We start from the raw sequence: 19,630 nt of genomic DNA, 5'->3' as shown, positions 1-19,630 counted from the left end.
TATATCTATATTATGAAAAGACTATTTCCAGGCTTATTGCTATTGTTTTTAACCGGTAACCTTTTTGCGCAGAATTTAAGAATTCCTGATTATAGTTTCAGACTGGGTTTAACGGCCCATCCTACAATAGGCTGGATAAAACCAGAGGTTGGCAAGAGCAATAGTGTTTCACTTGGCTTCTCTTATGGACTACTTGGTGATTTCAATTTTGCAGAGAATTATAGCTTTTCAACCGGGTTAACCATTACGACCATCAATGGTAAAAGTACCGAGGTAAGGCAATTGGGAACACCTTCCAGTCAGGCCGAATATGAATTTAAGTACAAGCTTCAGTACATTGAAATCCCCTTAACGGTAAAGCTTAAAACAGCTAAGATGAACGAAATGCGCTGGTACGGACAGTTCGGGCTTTCGAATGACTTTAAGATTGGGGCCAAATTGGACAGTAAAGCTGCCGGCCAGCCGGAAATCAAAAACGGCGAAGCTAATGTTAAGTTTTACAGGGCTGGTTTAATTATTGGGGCAGGTGGTGAGTTTGACATCTCAGGCAACACCAGTATTATGGCTGGTTTAACTTACAACAATGGATTTACAGACATTACCAGCGATAAAAATACATCTGCGCGTAACCATTATCTTAGCCTGAATTTAGCCGTGTTCTTTTAAAATCATAACCATTAAAAAGAAATCAATCATTATAAACTCATGAAAATCGCATTAGCACAGCTCAACTATCATATCGGTAACTTCGAATACAATACCCATAAAATCATTGACCATATTGAGCAGGCCAAAATCCAGGGGGTTGATCTTATTGTATTTGCCGAGTTGGCTGTATGTGGTTACCCCCCGCGTGATTTTCTTGAATTTGATGAGTTTATTGAACTTTGTGAAAAGTCGGCCCAGCAAATAGCGGAGCACTGTAAGGACATAGCCTGTATTGTAGGTCTGCCCGTTAAAAATGATGTACTTGCTGGTAAAGACCTGTATAATGCAGCTTATTTTATAGAAGATGGCCGTTTAAAAAGAGTAGTAAAAAAAGCATTGTTGCCCAATTACGATGTATTTGATGAATACCGCTATTTTGAGCCCGCAAGTCATTTTGAATGTATCGATTTTAAAGGCATCAAAATAGCTGTTACCATCTGTGAAGATCTTTGGAACATCAACAACAATCCTTTATATATTGCTTCTCCAATGGATGAGCTGATCAGGCAAAAGCCCAAACTGATGATCAATATCGCAGCCTCTCCATTTTCTTATTGTCATGATGAGGAAAGGGTTGTGGTACTGTCAGACAATGCCAGGAAATACAATTTGCCATTGCTGTATGTAAACCAGGTAGGTGCACAGACAGAGATCATTTTTGACGGAGGCTCTCTGGCTTTCGATGCCAAAGGCAACCTGATCGACGAGATGCCTTATTTTAAGGAAGCCCTCCGCGTCTATGAATTTGAGGATAATAGGATTAAGGGCTATGTGCCCATGCAACACCAGGCCATTCCTGACATAGAACAGATTCACCAAGCACTGGTAATGGGCATTAAAGATTATTTTGCCAAATCAGGTTTTAGCAAAGCTGTTTTGGGTTTGTCCGGTGGTATCGATTCTGCTATAGTTTGTGCACTGGCCTGCCGTGCCCTGGGGCCGGAAAATGTAATGGCTGTACTGATGCCCTCAAAATACTCTTCAGACCATTCTATCCAGGATGCCTTAGATCTGGTGAAAAACATTGGCTGTGAGCATGAGATCATCCCTATAAAAGAAGCTGCTGATGCGTTCGACAATATGATGGCCCCCGCTTTTAAGAACCTTCCATTTAACCTTACCGAAGAAAATATCCAGGCCAGGTGCAGGGGTATCGTCGTTATGGCCATGTCCAATAAGTTCGGCTATATTTTGTTAAATACATCCAATAAAAGTGAATGTGCTGTGGGGTATGGCACATTATACGGCGATATGTGCGGTGCTATCGGGGTAATTGGCGACGTGTACAAAACACAGGTTTATCAGCTGGCCAATTATATCAATAAAGACGGCATTGTAATCCCCGAAAACTCTATTGTTAAGCCACCTTCAGCGGAACTCAGACCAGGCCAGAAAGATTCTGATTCATTGCCCGACTACGATATACTTGATAAAATCCTGTTCCAGTATATTGAACAGAAACAAAGCTCATCTGCTATTATTGCACAAGGCTACGACGAAGGGTTGGTCAGGCGGATTATCAAAATGGTAAATACAGCTGAGTTTAAACGTTACCAGACCCCACCAATCCTGCGTGTTTCACCTAAGGCATTTGGCATGGGCCGAAGAATGCCAATTGTAGGTAAATACCTTTCCTAGCCTGCTTTTTTTATCCACTTTTTATATGGAATAATAAGGGCCAGTAAAAGTGCGACAACACATAAAACTTTGGCAATCACATCACCTGTTTTGGTGTAAAGGGTAAGCTCGTCATTTAAATTAATGTCGGCCTTAAGCGCAGTCCTTGTCCACCATCCAGCTTGTTTAATTATATCCCCTTTCTGGTTAATGAAACAGGAAATTCCCGTATTGGCCGATCGGACCACATACCTGCGGTTTTCTATGGCCCTTAATCTGGCATACATCAGGTGCTGGTCTTTTCCCGAAGTATTGCCCCACCATCCATCATTAGTTAGGATGGCAATAAACTGGGCTCCGTTTTTAACGGCCTGGCCAATCCAATCGCCCCAGATAGATTCATAACAGATCACCGGTGCCACGCCAATTCCGCTGTAAGCATAAAACACACCCGGCTCTTTTTGCGAGCCATAACCACCCACCGTACCGCCAAAGCCTTCAAAAACAGGCCCCAGTACAGCTAGTGCTGTAGGGAAAGGCATTTTTTCTACGCCGGGAACCAGTTTAGACTTATGGTAAAACTGTACATTGGCAGAATTTTCTATTTGTATGGCACCATTAAAAACATCAACATAATCGTTGTTGTACTTTCTGGCCGATAAAGTTTGCTGATCCGGATAAAACTTTATACTCTCTATGCCGGTAATCAAAGTGCCGTTCTTATATTTCTCCAGAAAGCGCTGTGCGGTCATGAAATCGGCATCACTACGGATCCTGTCCTCGTCTACCCTGCTTGGTATGGCTGTTTCCGGCCATATGAAATATTCCGTGTTGGGTTGTGCTACCGAATCAGAAAGCCGGGTAAGTATCGCTAACTGCTCAGCTGAAGAAAGTCCTCCGAATTTTAAATAAGGGTCTATATTGGGTTGTACAGCTACCACATTTACAGGAACTTCCTTTTCCTTATACTGGCTGTATTTTGTCAGCGATAAACCCGCAGGTAACAAAATAAACAGGGCCCAGCCTAAAACAGGCCTTAACCTGGTGTAACCTTTAGACACCGTTTTAAATTTCTTATAAGCTTCAAAAGCTAAAATATTGCTCAGCAATATCCATACAGAGCCTCCGTAAACACCAGTATATTCATACCACTGTGCCAGCTGGTGCATACCAGATAAGCCATTTCCCAGTGTCATCCATGGAAAAGCCAGGTCCCAGCTCTGGTGCAGGTATTCCATGGCAACATAAAAAGAAAGCAGGCCCAGGTAAGCAATGTTTTTACTGGCCACCCTGCTTAGCCGGTAATACAACCAAAAGGCAAAAATCATTAGTAAAGCCCCCAGTCCAAAGGGGATGAGCGACACAAACGCAGCTACCACCGCATTGTTAACGGCACTAATGGCATTGTAAACCCAGTAAATACTGGCGGTATTCCAAACTAAAAAAGTTAATCCAGCCGTCAGGAATATCTTTTTACCTGTTTTCCCTTCTGTCTTAAGCATCAGCTTATCCAATGCAATCAATAAAGGAACCAGCCCAACTAACAACAGCGGGGTAGTATAAGGGATAGGTGGCCAGGCCAGCCACATTAAAAATGCACTTAACAGGGCCAACAGGGCAGTGTTTCCAGATTTCATCAACCGCCGCTTATAAACTGTCTAAAATATCCGCTTTTTTTGCTTCATATTCTTCCTGTGTAATCAGGTGTTTATCATATAAGCTCTTCAGTTTTCTTAATTTTAAAGTGGTTTCGTCTTCCGGTTCTTCCACAGGGGCAGAAGGTTGCGAAAATAAGGCATGAGGCACCTCATCTGCTACAGGCTCAGCAGGAACAGTATTTACCGTAACCGGTGAAGTTGAAGACCGTCTGTCCTCCAGCTCTGCTTGTTTTAACTGCTCTTTAAAAGCTTCCAGCTGTTCATAAGCCGCCTGATATAATTTACGGGCCTGCGCTTTAGGTATATACTCTGTAATGATATTTTCACCATGTAGAGGCACACAAATAAATTTAGAACCAAAAATTTCTTCTTTAAAAGAGACCTCTTTAATGCTTTTCCAGGAAATGTCCTTAAAATTCATGGTGATGCCAAAATTGCCCGGCTCACAATAAAAAATACGTTTGTTACTTACCGCAATGCAATCAGGAAGCAAATTTACAGCCGGTTTCTTCTGTACTGCCATATAAATCAGTTCCTCATTGCTGGTTAGCATGTCATTCAGTTTTCCTAAAACCTTTTCAACGGCCTTCGGATCCTGTTCGTCACTTAAAAATCTATCTATTAAAATCATGTTGTTGCTTTATAATAATTCTTTATACCCATCAAAAATTGAACCCAATTAATCCCGTTCATCTTTATATTTATTCTTCTTCTTCACCGGCTCTTCGGCTCCGGCCACACAAATTACGAATTCCCCCTTTAATATATTGTTTTCAAAATGTGATTTTATTCCGGCCAGGGTACCTCTTACGGTTTCTTCATATAGTTTGGTCAGCTCCCGGCTTACCGAAGCCTGTCGCTCAGGTCCCATATAGTTTATAAATTCTTCAAGTGTTTTTAACAGGCGGTGCGGACTTTCATAAAGTACAATTGTGCGTTCCTCTTCCGCCAGTTTTTTCAGGCGCGTCTGCCTTCCTTTCTTTACCGGCAAAAAGCCTTCAAAAACAAAAGCATCAGATGGCAATCCTGAATTCACCAATGCCGGTACAAAGGCCGTAGCGCCAGGTAAACATTCTACCTGCAGCTCGTTTTTTAAAGTTTCCCTTACCAGGAAAAACCCAGGGTCTGATATTGCCGGCGTTCCTGCATCAGAAATCAGGGCCACATTTTTGCCCTCTTTCAAAAAGCGGATAATCTCGGCAGTTGCCTGGTGCTCATTGTGCTGGTGATGTGAGTAGGCCTTTTTATCAATTCCAAAATGCTTTAATAAAGGTGCGCTGGTCCTGGTGTCCTCTGCCAGGATCACATCAGCTTCTTTTAAAATCCGGATGGCCCTCAAGGTCATGTCCTCCAGGTTGCCGATTGGGGTTGGCACTAGAAAAAGTTTTCCTGTTGTCATTTTTAAAGCTTAACTCTACTATCTTTGTCTAAAAAATAAATAATGCTGCAAGTTAACTATATCCGCGAAAACAGAGAGAAAGTTTTAGCAGGCTTAAACCTGAGAAACTTTAAACAACCAGAGCTGGTTGATGAGATTATTAAAACTGACGAAGAAAGAAGACAATTTCAAACTTCATTGGATAACCTCTCTGCTGTTGCAAATTCGAGTGCCAAACAGATTGGTGAGCTGATGCGCAATGGGAAAAAGGACGAAGCTGAAGTACTTAAAGCAGAAACAACAGCCAATAAAGAGCAGATCAAGACCCTGTCTGATGAACTGGCAGCAGCTGAAAGCAAACTGCACAACCTGCTCGTACAATTACCCAACCTGCCATACCATCTGGTAAAAGCAGGAAGTACGCCTGAAGAAAATGAAGTGGTGTATGTGCATGGCGCACCTGCAGCCATTACAGAAACTGCATTGCCGCACTGGGAGCTGACCTCAAAGTACGATATTATAGACTTTGAACTGGGTACCAAGATTGCAGGTGCAGGATTCCCGGTTTATAAAGGTAAGGGTGCACGCTTACAGCGCGCATTGATCAATTTCTTTTTAGACCATTCTACTGCAGAAGGGTATCGGGAAATGCAGGTGCCCCACCTTGTAAATGAAGCTTCAGGCTTTGGAACCGGGCAATTGCCAGATAAAGAGGGACAAATGTACCATGTTGGTATCGATAACCTGTACCTGATTCCTACAGCAGAAGTACCGGTTACCAACCTTTACAGGGATATCATTTTAAAAGAAGAAGAACTGCCGGTAAAAAACACAGGTTATACACCATGTTTTCGTCGCGAGGCAGGATCTTACGGTGCACATGTCCGCGGCCTAAACAGGTTGCACCAGTTCGATAAAGTAGAGATCGTACAGATTGTTCATCCTGAAGCATCTTATGAAGTACTCGAACAAATGAGCGCTTATGTACAGACCCTGTTGCAAAAACTAGGCTTACATTACCGTGTGTTGCGCCTATGTGCGGGCGATATGGGCTTTACTGCAGCCATGACCTATGATATGGAAGTATGGAGCGCTGCCCAGCAACGCTGGCTGGAAGTATCTTCTGTATCTAACTTTGAAACCTACCAGAGCAACAGACTTAAATTACGTTTTAAAGGTGCAACAGGAAAAACACAACTGGCCCATACTTTAAATGGTAGTGCTTTGGCGCTACCACGTATTGTTGCAGCCATTCTGGAAAACAATCAGACAGCTAAGGGAATTAAAATTCCAGAAGTACTGGTTCCCTATACAGGCTTTGAATACATTGATTAAAACATAAAAAGCTTCCCGGAAGGGAAGCTTTTTGTTTCTAACAGGTAGATGTTAGCTTGTTTATATATATGGGTAGTTAATAATACTATAAAATAAGGATCAGCAATAAAATAATAATGATGATTGCACCTACTGAAAGGTAAACACCACCACTCATTGCACGTGCCTGCGTTTTTAATTCTTTCAACTCTTTACGGAGTTCTTTTTTCTCCGACCTGGATAAATGTGACTTATCCATATCCCTGATCTCTTCAACACGGGTTTTAATCCTTTCCAGCTGAACTTTTTGTTCAGCAGTCATTTCTGTATTGGCCTTATTGTTTTTATCTGCAGCTGAAACAGTATTAGCCGTTGCAGTCAGTGTAAAAATGAGTACCAGTGCGTAAATTAATTTTTTCATAATCTTCATTTTTTTTGGTTTAATTGCATGCCGCTGTTATCTGTATTACAACAACAATCTTTAAATAACAAAAAACCTACCAAACTTAATTGATAGGTTTTTTTAATCATTTTTTATTAAAACTGTATACAGTTCTGGTCAGAATTAAATTTATTTGATCTCAAATACTACATTCATCACATAGTTCAGTTTTATTTTCTTAAAATCGATCTCTGCTGCACCTGCACCAGCCATATCTGCACTTTCAGCTTTCATCATTACATTAGAAGCACGGTACATGGCCTGAGGATAAACCTGGTTTTCAATTTCCTGAATATCCAGGGCACTGCCCAGTTTATCACCAATTGCTTCTACCAGATACGTTGCTTTTGCTTTAGCAGCCTGTAAGGCCTTAATTTTAAGCTCCTGTTTTAAGCTGCTGATCTTTGAATAATCGTAGCTGTCTATATTGGTATACGCTACGCCTTTGGCATCAATTGCACCGATAATCGCATTCCATTTATTCAGATCGTTCACCTTTAAGCGGTACTGTTTGCTGGCCAGGTAATCCGGATTTTTTTTCTTTTCTGTAATGGTCGTATAGCTCGACAGGTTATTGATCGTTAGGTTTTCTTTCTCCAGTCCGGCTTTCTGAACCGCACTAAACAGTTCATTTTCCAGTGTAGTAATGTCAACTTTTTTCTTGCTGTTGCCATCTTTCAGGTATTCCTTTAAAGAAATGCTGATGTAAATGATATCTGGGGTAACTTCGGTTTCTGCAGACCCGCTAACACTGATCTTTTTACGCAGGTCTACTTGTTGGGCCATAGCACTAACACTAAACAGGGCAACAATGGCAAGGCTTAATAACTTTTTCATAATGTAAATTTTTCTTTTGTGTATTTGATATATAGATGAAACTTTCATACCAATTCCATATCTATACGCATAATATTTACCAATTATTCTTCAACCATCTCATTATTAGGCCCAATTTCTTCAACTACTTCTTCCTTGAAATAAGATTTCTGGAATACAAGTATGAGAATCACGCCGATAGATATGGCCGCATCAGCAATGTTAAATACAGGTCTGAAAAATATAAAATCTTCACCGCCCCAAACAGGCACCCATTTAGGGAAAACACCTTCAATCAGCGGGAAGTAGAACATGTCTACTACACGACCATGAAACAAACTGGCATAACCATATATTTTACCATATAATACCGAATCGATGATATTTCCAAGCGCCCCGGCAAAAATCAATGCTACATTCAGGATCAGTCCCCTGTGGTATTTCCGCTGGATCAGATAGTGCAGGCCATAACCAATTCCCGCAACAGCAGCAATCCTGAATAACGACAAAGCCAGCTTGCCAAATTCACCTCCAAATTCTAAACCAAAGGCCATTCCGTTGTTTTCTGTAAAATGGATAATGAACCAGTTCCCAATGATCTTGAATTCCTGACCAAGATACATATTGGTTTTTATCCAGGTCTTTAAAAGCTGATCTGCAAGTAAAACAAAGAAGATAACTAATAAAGGTTTTGTATAGCCTTTCATTACGACTGCTTCAGTTTAGCTTCCATACTTAAAGTGGCATGTGGAACAGCGCGTAAACGTTCCTTTTGGATCAGTTTACCGGTTTCCCTGCAAATGCCGTAAGTTTTGTTTTCAATGCGCACCAATGCTGCCTCTAAATTTTCAATGAACTTTTTCTGACGGGCTGCCAGTTGGTTCAATTGCTCTTTTTCCAATGTTGCCGAACCATCTTCCAATGTTTTATAAGTACCAGAAGTGTCCTCAGTTCCGTTAGAGTTAGGGCTGCTCAATGAGTTGGTCAGGTCAAGAAATTCTTCTCTTGCCATTCTCAATTTCTCTAGGATCAATTCTTTAAATTCCTGTAATTCACTGTCAGAATACCTTGTTTTCTCTTTTTCCATAATAATTATTGTTGTGCAATCAAAATTTGTAGTTCAACCTCATCGATTACTATTTTGTTTCCGTTATCTAAAGTTTCCGTTAAGTTAATGTTATCCGCCAAAATTTCAGCGCAAATGTATGTTTTATTTTGTGCTACTGCTTCGTTTACCAGGTTATGATTTTGTAAAGTCACCGTAATCCTGTCTGTCACCTCGTAACCCAATTCTTTTCTTAAGTTCTGGATCCTGTTGATCAGCTCCCGCGATAAGCCTTCCTGTTTTAGCGCTTCAGTGATCGAAACGTCAAGTGCGACCGTTAAACTGCCCATATTGGTTACCTGCCATCCCGGAATGTCCTCTGCAATAATTTCCACATCGCCAAGCTCAATCACATAATCCGTGCCGCTAACCAGATATTTGCCTGTGTTTTCAAAATTTGCCAGCTCTTCCTGGTTCATATTGCTTACCCGTTCGGCAACCATTTTCATGTCTTTGCCAACCTTAGGCCCCAATGCTTTAAAATTAGGTTTTATTTTTTTCTTGATAAAGCCCGCAGTATCAGTGATGTACTCAATCCCTTTGATATTGGTTTCCGATAAGATGAGTTCTTTTACCAGCTCTACCCTTGCCGCAAATTTGTTGTCCAGTACGGGGATTAAAATTTTTGCCAAAGGCTGGCGCACATTGATGCCTGTTTTTTTGCGGAGCGACAATACCATGGAAGAAATGTCCTGCGCAAGCTGCATCCTTTCGTTCAGTTCAGTGTCAATTAATGTCGCATCAGCTTCTTTCCACAAAGCAAGGTGGATAGATTCTGCTGCATTGTTTTCTGTAGCCGAAAGGTTTCTATACAGCCAGTCTGCAAAGAACGGTGCCACCGGTGCCATCATTTGCGCTACACTGATCAGGCAGGTATACAGCGTTTCATAAGCTGCTTTTTTATCTGCAGTCATTTCGCCTTTCCAGAAACGACGGCGCGATAAGCGGATGTACCAATTGCTCAGGTGCTCATCCACAAAAGCCTGAATGGCCCTGGTTGCTTTGGTAGGTTCGTAGCTGTTATAGCTTTCGTCAACCTCTGCAATCAATGTCTGTAATAAAGATAAGATCCAGCGGTCAAGCTCGCTGCGTTCTGCCACCGGGGTAAGGTTATCCTGGTCAATTTCAAACTTGTCAATATTTGCATACAGGGCAAAAAAGGCATATGTATTGTAAAGTGTACCAAAAAACTTGCGGCGGATCTCGGCAATCCCTTCTATGTCAAACTTCAGGTTGTCCCAAGGGTTTGCATTACTGATCATGTACCAGCGTGTGGCATCAGGACCGTATTCTTCCAGGGTTTTAAACGGATCGGCAGCATTGCCCAGGCGTTTAGACATTTTTTGTCCGTTTTTGTCCAGCACCAATCCGTTCGACACTACATTTTTATAGGCAACTTTATCAAAAACCAATGCGCCTATGGCATGTAAGGTATAAAACCAGCCACGGGTCTGGTCAACACCCTCTGCAATAAAATCAGCGGGGAAATCCGTGCCACTGTCAACTTTATCTTTATTTTCAAACGGATAATGCCATTGTGCATAAGGCATGGCGCCGCTGTCAAACCATACGTCGATCAGGTCACTTTCGCGTTTCATCGGTTTTCCTGAAGCAGAAACCAGTACAATCTCGTCTACCACATTTTTATGCAGGTCAACCAGCTCATAATTTTCTTCTGTCATGTTCCCGATCTCAAATCCTTTAAAAGGATTTTCCTTCATGAAGCCTGATGCAACAGACAGCTCCATGGCCTGGTACAATTCTTCAACCGAGCCAATGATCACCTCCTCCTTCTTGTCTTCAGTTCTCCAGATCGGTAGTGGGATCCCCCAATACCTGGAACGCGAGAGGTTCCAGTCGTTTGCATTTTTCAGCCAGTTCCCGAAACGGCCTTCACCTGTCGATTTAGGCTTCCAGTTGATGGTCTCGTTCAGTTCAAACATCCTGTCTTTCACATCTGTTACCTTAATGAACCAGGAATCCAGCGGATAATACAACAGCGGCTCATCAGTTCTCCAGCTGTGCGGGTAACTGTGTACGTATTTTTCAACCTTAAAGGCTTTATTCTCTTCTTTTAAGCGGATGGCAATTTCTACGTCTACCGATTTTTCCGGGGCCATACCAGCTTCGTAGTACTCGTTTTTCACGTATTTCCCAGCCAGTTCGCCAACATGCGCAGTAAACTTGCCCTGTAAATCTACCAAAGGTACAGGTATCCCATTTTCATCCAATACCAGCATTGGTGGTACTTCAGGTACAGCCTCTTTTGCAACTTTCGCATCATCCGCGCCAAAAGTTGGGGCGGTATGCACTATACCCGTTCCATCCTCGGTAGTCACAAAATCTCCGGAAATTACACGGAAAGCATTTTCAGGATTTTGGTAGGGCAGGGTATAAGGTAAAAGCTGTTCGTATTTAATCCCAACCAGGTCTTTACCTTTAAAACCTGCTAAAATCTGATAAGGTATTTTTTTGTCGCCTGTCGCAAAGTTGTCAAAATCTTCTGCAGCCTGGCTTTCAAAATAAAGCTTGCCAAATTGTTTGCCAACCAGGCCTTTAGCTATAATTACATTTACCGGAAGGAAAGTATACTGGTTAAAGGTTTTTACCAGTACATAATCGATTTTGGGTCCAACCGTAAGCGCTGTATTGGATGGCAATGTCCAGGGTGTCGTGGTCCAGGCCATCAGGTGGGTGTCGCCAAACCCCCGTAAAAATACGGGTAATGTTTCAGGCAGTGCCTTAAACTGTGCAACAATAGTGGTGTCTGTTACATCACGGTAAGCGCCTGGCTGATTCACTTCATGTGAACTTAAGCCTGTACCTGCTTTTGGCGAGTAAGGTTGGATGGTATAGCCCTTATACAGCAGGCCTTTATCATAGATCTGTTTTAAAAGCCACCATACAGACTCCATGTATTTCGACTTATAAGTTACATAGGGATCACTCATGTCAACCCAATAGCCCATTTTCTCAGTCAGGTCGTTCCAAACATCGGTGTAACGCATCACCGTTTTTTTACAGGCTTCATTATAGTCTTCAATAGAAATGGTCTTGCCAATGTCTTCCTTGGTAATGCCCAGTTCTTTTTCTGTACCCAGTTCTACAGGTAATCCATGCGTATCCCAGCCTGCTTTTCTTTTTACCTGAAATCCTTTTTGTGTTTTGTACCGGCAAAAAATATCTTTAATGGCCCTGGCCATTACATGGTGAATGCCAGGCATTCCGTTGGCCGAAGGAGGGCCTTCATAAAAAGTAAAAGGGTTAGATTTTGATCTAGTTGAAATGCTTTTTTCAAAGATGTTTTCCGCTTTCCAAAAATCAAGTATCTCTTTGCCTATTTTGGCTAGTTCCAGTTGTTTAAATTCCCTATACATCAATCAAGTATCTCCAAAAATTAAGGATGCAAAGTTAAGGTTTTCAAATGAAAAATTGAAGTGTTTCTGATGTCCTTGTTTTATAACGTCTTAATTGTTTCTACGTTCAGCAAGAAGTATTTTAAACCCAGCAGAAAATTTAACGAGAGCCTGCAGTACATCTGAATCTAAAAGTACACCCTGACTGTCAAATTTGCCTTTAATACCCTTTATCAGCAATTGGGCATCTTCACTTAGTTTTGCGCCAAGGGTATGCATAATTAGTTGCAATTGTGCATGTCCCTGTTCCCCATTTGCTGATGCGGTAATTATGCCAACCGGTTTGTCTGTGAATACGGTTGTAGCGACACACCATTCCAGTAAGTTTTTTAGTCTGGCAGGTATACTGAAAATATATTCAGGCGTGCAGAACACGACACCATCTGCCAGTTCAATTTGCGATAGTATTGCAGCAACATTGGCAGGAAAAGATGAGGTTAACGAAGGGTCAAAGTGCGGAAGGCTTTCCAAATCCTCCCAAATCCTGATCGTAAAATCCGGGACGGTAAGTTCCCCGAACATTGCCATCAGCTTGCTGCCCGAAGATTGCTTACCTGCACTTCCGATAATAACCAGTACATTCATTTTTAGATTATTTAGCTATCCGGTATTTATCCTGGTGTATTGTTTTGGAACTCTTTTGAAAGTTATAGGAATAAACTATTGGGATAATTATGATAAAACCAGTGACGTTTAAACAATTATCTAAATATTAATTCAAACTTCCAAATTGTCGCCATAAAAGATGACAGGATGTTATTCGGTGTTTACCGCACAGGGGCCTTGTTTCTGACATTGGTATATTTGCGTGCATTGATGGTATAAACGCCTGATTTTTTTAAATTAGCAAACAATTGGAATGCTATGCAAAAAGAGATGACGAAACAGCAATGGTATGCTATAAACAATACCGACCAGTTGGATACGCCGGCCCTGGTCGTTTACCTGGATAGGGTCAAGGCAAATATTCAGCATGCTATCGATATCATTGCCGATCCAGCACGCTTAAGACCCCATGTTAAAACACATAAAACAAAAGAAGTTAGCCGTTTGCTAATGGATGCAGGCGTAAATAAGTTTAAATGCGCCACTATTGCAGAAGCCGAAATGCTGGGGATGCTTGCTGCAAAAGATGTTTTACTGGCTTACCAGCCCTTTGGGCCTAAACTGGCCAGGCTGATCTCTTTGATCAGAAAATATCCGGATACCAGGTTCTCCTGCCTGATCGATAACCTTGAAACTGCAAAAAATATATCGGCTTTGGCCAGTTCCGAACAGTTAGAACTCCCTGTTTATATCGATTTGAATGTAGGAATGAACAGGACCGGCATCCAGCCGGATCATTGTGCCATACAGTTATTTGAGGAAGCAGTTAAATTAAATGGCATTCAATTGCTTGGCCTTCATGCTTATGATGGGCACATACAGCAGGTCCCTGTTCAGGAAAGGGAAACCATGTGCGAAGAGATATTTTTGATGGTCGAATCCTTAAAACAGGAATTGGAAAAAAGAGGATACCAGCAGCTAAATATCATTATCGGGGGCTCCCCTGGTTTCCCGGTCTACGCCAAAAAGCCTGGTGTCGAATGTAGTCCCGGTACTTTTGTTTTTTGGGATAAAAGTTATCTGGATGACCTTTCTGAACAAGGCTTTCTTCCGGCTGCCCTGGTATTGAGCAGGGTCGTTTCCCTACCCGGCAGTACAAAAGTATGTATGGATCTGGGCCATAAATCTATCGCAGCTGAACGTGTTTTGTCGCAGCGGGGCTACTTTCTGAATGCTCCCGATTTTAAAGTTGAAAGCCAGAGTGAAGAACACCTGGTGCTCGACGCAGCTGAAAACCATCCCTGGAAAATTGGTGATCTTTTTTATGTCCTGCCCTATCATATTTGTCCAACCTGCGCCCTTTATGAAGCCGCAACACTGATTGAAGACAGGAAAGCCACCGCTAGCTGGAAGATCATTGCAAGGGACAGGAAAATATTTACATAAACCCTGCTGTGGTGTTGCTTAATTTTTTTAAACGCATCATCCATATCCTGCCCAGTACAACCAGCTGAACAACAAAGATCGTAACTGCTACTATCAGCAATACATACTTGCTGCCGGTAAAGTGAATGTTATACGTAAAAAATAAAATAAAACCCGTCCAAAGAAATACCCTGGAAACAACAGATGTAAGGGCATAAACTTTCAGCTTCAATAAATAATGCGCCAATGCTTTTTTAACTGCAAGGTCTGTCTCAAGGTACTTGGCCAGGCCATAACCCATCAGGTTGTGAACAATTGAAAAAAGCACTCCTGCTATTAGCAGCAGGTTAATCAGCAAAGGTTTCTGCCCGCCATCAAACATGGTGTAATAAACCCCCAGAAAAAAAGACCAGCCCAATACCTCTATCGTTAACTGTTTCCTGATGCCCTTTAATACGGGATGATTGTTCTCTTTTAGCATAAAAAGGAGCTCGTCGGTTGTTTTTGCTGGTGCTGCTGCACGGTTCCAGGTAGATTTTAAATCGTCTAATTCCATGGTTTATAATTTTAAAAGTTTTTGAATCTTGTTTTTAATTCTGTTGAGCTTAACACCAACATAATTCTCATTAATGCCTGTTACTTCCGCAATCTGCTGGTAACTGAGTTCTTCAAAATAGAGGGTAATAATAGCTTTTTCACTCTCGTCCAGCTGTTTTAAGGCTGCAAATAAGCGCTCCTGCCTTAATGCCAGCTCTTCACTTTGCGGTTCTTCCAATAAATCGGGTAAAGCAATAGTGTATTCAATTTCCGGTTTCTTTTTTCTGAAAGCGGCAATAGCAGTGTTCAAAGCTACACGATAGATCCAGGTACTTACTTTGGCTTCGCCTTTAAAAGAGGGGATGCCCCGCCATAGCTGATAGATGATCTCCTGGAACAGGTCTTCCTGATCTTCCGGACTGTCGCGGTAAAGCCTGCAAACCTTATGGATAATACCCTGGTGCCCATCAATTAATGTTAGGAACTGCTTTTCATCCATAACCTGCATTTTTATTAAAGATATCCATATCAATTGTTTTATCTATAAGTTGCAGAAAACAATGCTTTCTTACAGTTTGGTCAATAAATAAGATATTAAAACACTATTGGTTTGATTTTTGTTAATTATTCGGATCTAATCATACTTGCGCCATGATAAAAGTATTGAAACTTCAGAAAGCCGTATATGTCATTATTTTAGGCATTATCGGGCTCATCGCATTTAAAATTATGGAACCCTCCAACTCTGCAGCCAGCGTTTGGGTGTTAAAAGTTTCGGGATTGTTGTTTTTAATAGGGGCCCTATGGTTTGTATACCCTATCCTGTTTGCTAAAAAAGTGAACGATGATGAGGTGCAGCTGGACCCGGAGAAACAAGCTGAAACCACAGAGCCTGCTGCAACTACGAACAGGCCATAATCACCTGTTTTTATTAGGTATTCAGGGCTTTCCAGATCAGTTCATAAACGGCTGTAGCTTCCACATTTTCTGAATTTATGGCTTTGTCCGTAATTAGAACAGGATGAAATTCAACCGGGGTATTTATGCTGCCATGGGAACCCCTGATCAGCGTAGCATCCAGTGGGATCACATCCATCACATAGCGGAAACCGGCCTTTTTTCTTAACAGCTTATAAGCTGCCCGGGGTTTGGACGACATAAACATTTCAACCGGGTCATATCCGGGTTTTTTATGGATGTCCACACACCTTGCATAATCGGGTGCTTTTGCATCATCCAGCCAGAAATAATAGGTAAACCAGCTTCCCGGTTCTGCAACCAGTACAAAATCTCCTGCCCGCGGATGGTCCATTCCATGTGCTTTTTTGCCTGCGTCATCTAAAATTAAAGCAATACCCGGCGTTTTTTCAAGAAGACTTTTAACCTGTACCCTTACCGATGGGTCATTAATGTACACATGTGCCACCTGATGGTCGGCTACAACAAAAGCCTTTGAAGCCCCGGCGTCCAGTAACTCCAGTCCACGCTCCACCCGGATCTGTAGTAAACCATTTTCCCGGAACACCCGGTTCAGGTGTACCGGTTTACTTACAGGCGTAATGCCATATTCGGAAAGCATCAGGATATGGGTATCCTGCTGCTCATAATACTGTACCAGGTTTTTCAGCACCTCATCTATTTCCCTGAGTTCTTTTCCGATCTGATCAAAATCATGACCAAATTTTTGTAAACAATAATCAAGATGTGGCAGATAGATGAGGGTCAGGGTCGGGTCATACAGTTCATCTGTAATGAGTGCGGCATCGGCTATCCATTTTGAGGATTTAATGTTGGCACCAGGCCCCCAGAACTGAAATAAAGGGAATTGCCCCAGTTTCTCCTGCAAAATATCGCGCAGCTCGGCAGGTTCTGAATAACAGTCGGGCATTTTCCGTCCGTCGGCCAGGTAATTGGGCCTTGGGGTAACCGAATAATCGGCATTGGAATACATGTTATACCACCAGAACATATTGGAGCAGGTAAAGCCCGGGTTTTCTTTTTTTGCCCGGTCCCAGATCTTATCGGCCAGTACCAGTTTGTTGGATTGTTTCCAGAATTTGATCTCTGCATCGGTATGGTCGTACCAGCCATTGCCCACTATACCATGTGCTGAAGGTTGTTTACCTGTTAAATAGGTCGATTGCACCGCTGTAGTTACTGCTGGCAGCATGGGCGCAATAGCAGCAAGGCTTTTGTCCTGGATATACTTTTCCAGGAATGGGGTATATTTTCCAATCAGGTTTGCCGACAGGCCAACTACATCAATAACTACAGTTTTCTTCATTTTAGATCTCGGTATTTACAACCCATTGCAGTTCATTGCTGATGGATTGGGTAATGGGTAATTTTAAAGATTCGGGCAATACTTCCCAGGTATAGGTCTCTACCTCCAGGTGTTTGGTAAAAGGCTTTTGTTTCTGAATTTCCAGTACAGTTAAAATATCATCCTGCGTAGATTCCAGCAGGCCGATCTTCTTTATAGAAATGGGTACATGGAAATGTGCCCGCCATTGTGTAACTCCCTTTTCCAGCCCGGCTAATGCTTCCGGCAGGTCGGGATAGCGCAACAGGCTGCCATCATTTTTAAGCGCCACCACCTGGTGTAAATAAGTAGGTTCATTAAATGCTTCAAAGCTACGTTTAATGTTTTCCGGTTCCGGACCGGTCAGATCTGCCTTTAAAGCAGCACTGATCTGTATTTTTCCCACTTTAATGCCTTTTTGCTCCAGCGCCGTTACCACTGCTGCATGGTCTTCGTAGCCAATGGCAAAATGGCAAACATCATAACAAAGACAGAGGTGGTTTTTAATCAGGGTTTCTGCTTCTGCTGACGATAATTTAAACGCAGCCCGGATTTCCGGTATGCCCAGGGGCAGCAGGTCGTTTTCAAACCAGTCTATAAATTCCCTGCCGGTTTCCAGGATACCGTCCGGCTCAGGTTCGATGTCCAGGTGCATGTTCCGGCCTGTTTCCCGGTGTATCACAACGAGTTCCTTCAGTACTTCAACAAGGTGCAGCGTCGCTGTTTTCCTGGCTTCTTCCAAAGCTTCAGTACTTTTAAACCAATGCCTGTAACTTAGGGGCGAGGTGGATATGCCACCCTCCATTCCTTCGGGCAACAGCTGTTTTAAAATATGGAACAGCCTTAATGTATAATTTTTACGTTCTTCAGTAGTCCAGTCGGGCGCATGTACCTGCTCCTTAACAATGGTATGGTGAAATTCCCCGTAAGGGAAGCCGTTCATCGTAAAAACGTAAGCACTATTTGCTTTAAGCCATTGCGAAAAAGCCTTTAATGATGCTTCTCCTATCAATTCCAGGCTGGCGGCATTGGACAACCTTAAGCCCAGGCCCATTGGTTGCTCAGGGCTCAATGCAGCTTTTATGACAGGGAAATTTTGCTGTAAGGACTTAAAATCTTCTGCCCAGTTTTTACCGGCATGTATGTTCGTACAATAGCTCAGGTGTCCGGTATTAACTTTCATGGCGGATGCTATTTAATGCGGTATTTTCTTTTGTGAAACCAGCAATATAAGCGCTGGCATTGATCAGTTGCTGATGATCCATTTCATGTACTTCCTTTCCGGATCCGATATCGGTAAGGAGGGTAATGGTGAGCAGGCCACCCAGGTGCTCCTGGAATTCTGCCAGCCCTTTCAATATGGCTGAACCGCTGTCTTTGATCTGGATGATAGGGTCTGAGATACTGAAATTCAGTGAACTCAGTACCTGGAGGATGCGCAGGGCTTTTTCTTCAGAGAGCAAACCCGTTAAAAAGGAATATACACTGTCAAGGGCAATCCCCATGGCAACAGCCTCGCCATGCAGCACTGTAAAATTACTCAGTTGTTCCAGTTTATGTGCACTCCAATGTCCAAAATCCAATGGCCTGGCCGATCCGTTTTCAAAAGGATCATCACCGGCAATATGGTCCAGATGAAGTTTTGCACAGCGCCTGATCAGGTAGTTCATGCTTTCCGGGTCACGCGCAGCCAGGGCTGCGGTATGCGCCTCAATCCAGTAAAAGAATTCAGGGTCCTTGATCAGCGCTACTTTTATCGCTTCCGAAATTCCGGACCGGTAATCACGGTCGTTAAGTGTTTCCAGAAAGCGGTCATCGTTAAACACGGCAACAGGGGGGGCAAAAGTACCAAGGAAGTTCTTTTTACCTTTATAATTGATGCCGTTTTTAACCCCGATACCTGAATCGTTTTGCGAAAGTACCGTAGTAGGAATGCGGATATGTTTAATCCCACGGTGCGAAACCGCCGCAGCATAACCTACCAGATCCAGCACTGCACCTCCGCCAATGGCGGCAATATAAGAGTGCCGGTCTATCCCATATACATTTACCGCCTCTACAAGCTGCTCAAATAACGCAGTATCATTTTTTGAAGCCTCGCCACCAGGAACAATCCTGATTTCAGGGACCAGTTGGACCTCCTGGCATTGGTTAAAGTAAGTTTTAATGGCTTCTTGCAGATTGGGGTGCTTTTCGGTAACGCCCCCGTCTATAACAAAAAATATTTTGCGCAGGGCTGCCGATGGCCTGCCCTTAAAAAAATCTGCCAGCAAGGGGTTTCCCAACTCAAATAGAGAAGAGGTAAAGTAGATTTTATAGTCAAATTTTACACTAAACGACTGTTCTAAATAATTCATGTCCTACGA

The 19,630-nt window shown here is 42.5% G+C and carries 19 protein-coding genes; 5 read left to right on the top strand and 14 right to left on the bottom strand.

All coding sequences use genetic code 11. The features are described 5' to 3' along the window. The first annotated feature begins 12 nt into the window (after positions 1 to 12). Positions 13 to 666 carry a porin family protein gene (locus HDC92_RS17465; protein ID WP_012780587.1) on the top strand — a complete coding sequence of 218 codons (654 nt, stop codon included), beginning with the start codon at positions 13 to 15 and terminating at the stop codon, positions 664 to 666. A gap of 39 nt (positions 667 to 705) precedes the next feature. Next, positions 706 to 2,346, top strand: coding sequence for an NAD+ synthase (locus HDC92_RS17460; RefSeq protein ID WP_183876356.1), 1,641 nt, complete (start codon positions 706 to 708; stop codon positions 2,344 to 2,346). On the opposite strand, the gene lnt is transcribed toward HDC92_RS17460, so the two are convergent. From lnt to rsmI, 3 genes are read right to left on the bottom strand one after another with little or no spacing between them, the layout of a single operon-like run. Continuing rightward, on the bottom strand, positions 2,343 to 3,962 hold the full coding sequence (gene lnt / locus HDC92_RS17455) for an apolipoprotein N-acyltransferase (RefSeq protein ID WP_183876354.1): 1,620 nt from the start codon (positions 3,960 to 3,962) through the stop codon (positions 2,343 to 2,345). The genes HDC92_RS17460 and lnt overlap by 4 nt on opposite strands. A 10-nt stretch (positions 3,963 to 3,972) precedes the next feature. Further along, positions 3,973 to 4,614 (bottom strand): PH domain-containing protein, encoded by a 642-nt coding sequence (locus HDC92_RS17450; RefSeq protein WP_183876353.1) that lies wholly within the window; start codon positions 4,612 to 4,614, stop codon positions 3,973 to 3,975. A 48-nt stretch (positions 4,615 to 4,662) separates the two neighbouring features. Beyond that, a complete protein-coding gene (gene rsmI / locus HDC92_RS17445; RefSeq protein WP_012780591.1) occupies positions 4,663 to 5,382 on the bottom strand; it encodes a 16S rRNA (cytidine(1402)-2'-O)-methyltransferase in 720 nt (239 codons plus the stop codon). A gap of 42 nt (positions 5,383 to 5,424) precedes the next feature. On the opposite strand from rsmI, the gene serS reads away from it, so the two are divergent. After that, a complete protein-coding gene (gene serS, locus HDC92_RS17440; protein ID WP_183876351.1) occupies positions 5,425 to 6,696 on the top strand; it encodes a serine--tRNA ligase in 1,272 nt (423 codons plus the stop codon). An 85-nt stretch (positions 6,697 to 6,781) separates the two neighbouring features. On the opposite strand, the gene HDC92_RS17435 is transcribed toward serS, so the two are convergent. From HDC92_RS17435 to HDC92_RS17410, 6 genes are all read right to left on the bottom strand, one after another. After that, positions 6,782 to 7,096, bottom strand: coding sequence for a hypothetical protein (locus HDC92_RS17435; RefSeq protein WP_036675425.1), 315 nt, complete (start codon positions 7,094 to 7,096; stop codon positions 6,782 to 6,784). Positions 7,097 to 7,246: 150 nt separating this feature from the next. Next, a complete protein-coding gene (locus HDC92_RS17430) occupies positions 7,247 to 7,954 on the bottom strand; it encodes an SIMPL domain-containing protein (protein ID WP_012780594.1) in 708 nt (235 codons plus the stop codon). 83 nt (positions 7,955 to 8,037) lie between these two features. After that, positions 8,038 to 8,640, bottom strand: coding sequence for a lipoprotein signal peptidase (locus HDC92_RS17425; RefSeq protein ID WP_183876349.1), 603 nt, complete (start codon positions 8,638 to 8,640; stop codon positions 8,038 to 8,040). After that, positions 8,640 to 9,020 carry a TraR/DksA family transcriptional regulator gene (locus HDC92_RS17420; protein ID WP_012780596.1) on the bottom strand — a complete coding sequence of 127 codons (381 nt, stop codon included), beginning with the start codon at positions 9,018 to 9,020 and terminating at the stop codon, positions 8,640 to 8,642. The genes HDC92_RS17425 and HDC92_RS17420 overlap by 1 nt, the downstream gene beginning before the upstream one ends. A gap of 5 nt (positions 9,021 to 9,025) precedes the next feature. Continuing rightward, positions 9,026 to 12,415: an isoleucine--tRNA ligase gene (gene ileS / locus HDC92_RS17415; protein WP_183876347.1), complete on the bottom strand. Its 3,390-nt coding sequence runs from the start codon at positions 12,413 to 12,415 to the stop codon at positions 9,026 to 9,028. A 90-nt stretch (positions 12,416 to 12,505) separates the two neighbouring features. Further along, positions 12,506 to 13,039 (bottom strand): NADPH-dependent FMN reductase, encoded by a 534-nt coding sequence (locus tag HDC92_RS17410; protein ID WP_183876345.1) that lies wholly within the window; start codon positions 13,037 to 13,039, stop codon positions 12,506 to 12,508. Positions 13,040 to 13,318: 279 nt separating this feature from the next. Here HDC92_RS17410 and HDC92_RS17405 point away from each other — a divergent pair, with 279 nt between their 5' ends. Next, the gene (locus HDC92_RS17405; RefSeq protein WP_183876343.1) at positions 13,319 to 14,446 is read left to right on the top strand and encodes a D-TA family PLP-dependent enzyme; all 1,128 of its coding nucleotides are present in this window, start codon (positions 13,319 to 13,321) and stop codon (positions 14,444 to 14,446) included. Here the strand turns inward: HDC92_RS17405 and HDC92_RS17400 are convergent. Continuing rightward, complete coding sequence (locus tag HDC92_RS17400) at positions 14,439 to 14,981, bottom strand: hypothetical protein (protein WP_183876341.1); 543 nt, start codon at positions 14,979 to 14,981, stop codon at positions 14,439 to 14,441. The genes HDC92_RS17405 and HDC92_RS17400 overlap by 8 nt on opposite strands. Positions 14,982 to 14,984: 3 nt before the next feature. Beyond that, positions 14,985 to 15,461 (bottom strand): RNA polymerase sigma factor, encoded by a 477-nt coding sequence (locus HDC92_RS17395; RefSeq protein ID WP_036675429.1) that lies wholly within the window; start codon positions 15,459 to 15,461, stop codon positions 14,985 to 14,987. 152 nt (positions 15,462 to 15,613) lie between these two features. Between HDC92_RS17395 and HDC92_RS17390 the strand changes: the two genes are divergently transcribed. Continuing rightward, positions 15,614 to 15,880 carry an isoleucyl-tRNA synthetase gene (locus HDC92_RS17390; protein WP_183876339.1) on the top strand — a complete coding sequence of 89 codons (267 nt, stop codon included), beginning with the start codon at positions 15,614 to 15,616 and terminating at the stop codon, positions 15,878 to 15,880. Positions 15,881 to 15,893: 13 nt separating this feature from the next. Here HDC92_RS17390 and HDC92_RS17385 read toward each other — a convergent pair whose 3' ends face one another. The 3 genes from HDC92_RS17385 to HDC92_RS17375 are packed head-to-tail and all read right to left on the bottom strand — an operon-like array spanning position 15,894 to position 19,621. Then, positions 15,894 to 17,246 (bottom strand): alkaline phosphatase family protein, encoded by a 1,353-nt coding sequence (locus HDC92_RS17385; protein ID WP_183876337.1) that lies wholly within the window; start codon positions 17,244 to 17,246, stop codon positions 15,894 to 15,896. 1 nt (position 17,247) lies between these two features. Then, entirely contained in the window at positions 17,248 to 18,447 is a 1,200-nt protein-coding gene (gene eboE, locus HDC92_RS17380; protein ID WP_183876334.1) for a metabolite traffic protein EboE, read from the bottom strand. Continuing rightward, positions 18,437 to 19,621 carry a 3-dehydroquinate synthase gene (locus HDC92_RS17375; protein WP_183876332.1) on the bottom strand — a complete coding sequence of 395 codons (1,185 nt, stop codon included), beginning with the start codon at positions 19,619 to 19,621 and terminating at the stop codon, positions 18,437 to 18,439. The genes eboE and HDC92_RS17375 overlap by 11 nt, the downstream gene beginning before the upstream one ends. Positions 19,622 to 19,630 lie beyond the last annotated feature (9 nt).

Source organism: Pedobacter sp. AK017, from assembly GCF_014200825.1.
GTDB lineage: Bacteria > Bacteroidota > Bacteroidia > Sphingobacteriales > Sphingobacteriaceae > Pedobacter > Pedobacter heparinus.
Note: the sequence above shows the minus strand (reverse complement) of the source record. Positions and strands in the feature narration are given on the sequence as shown.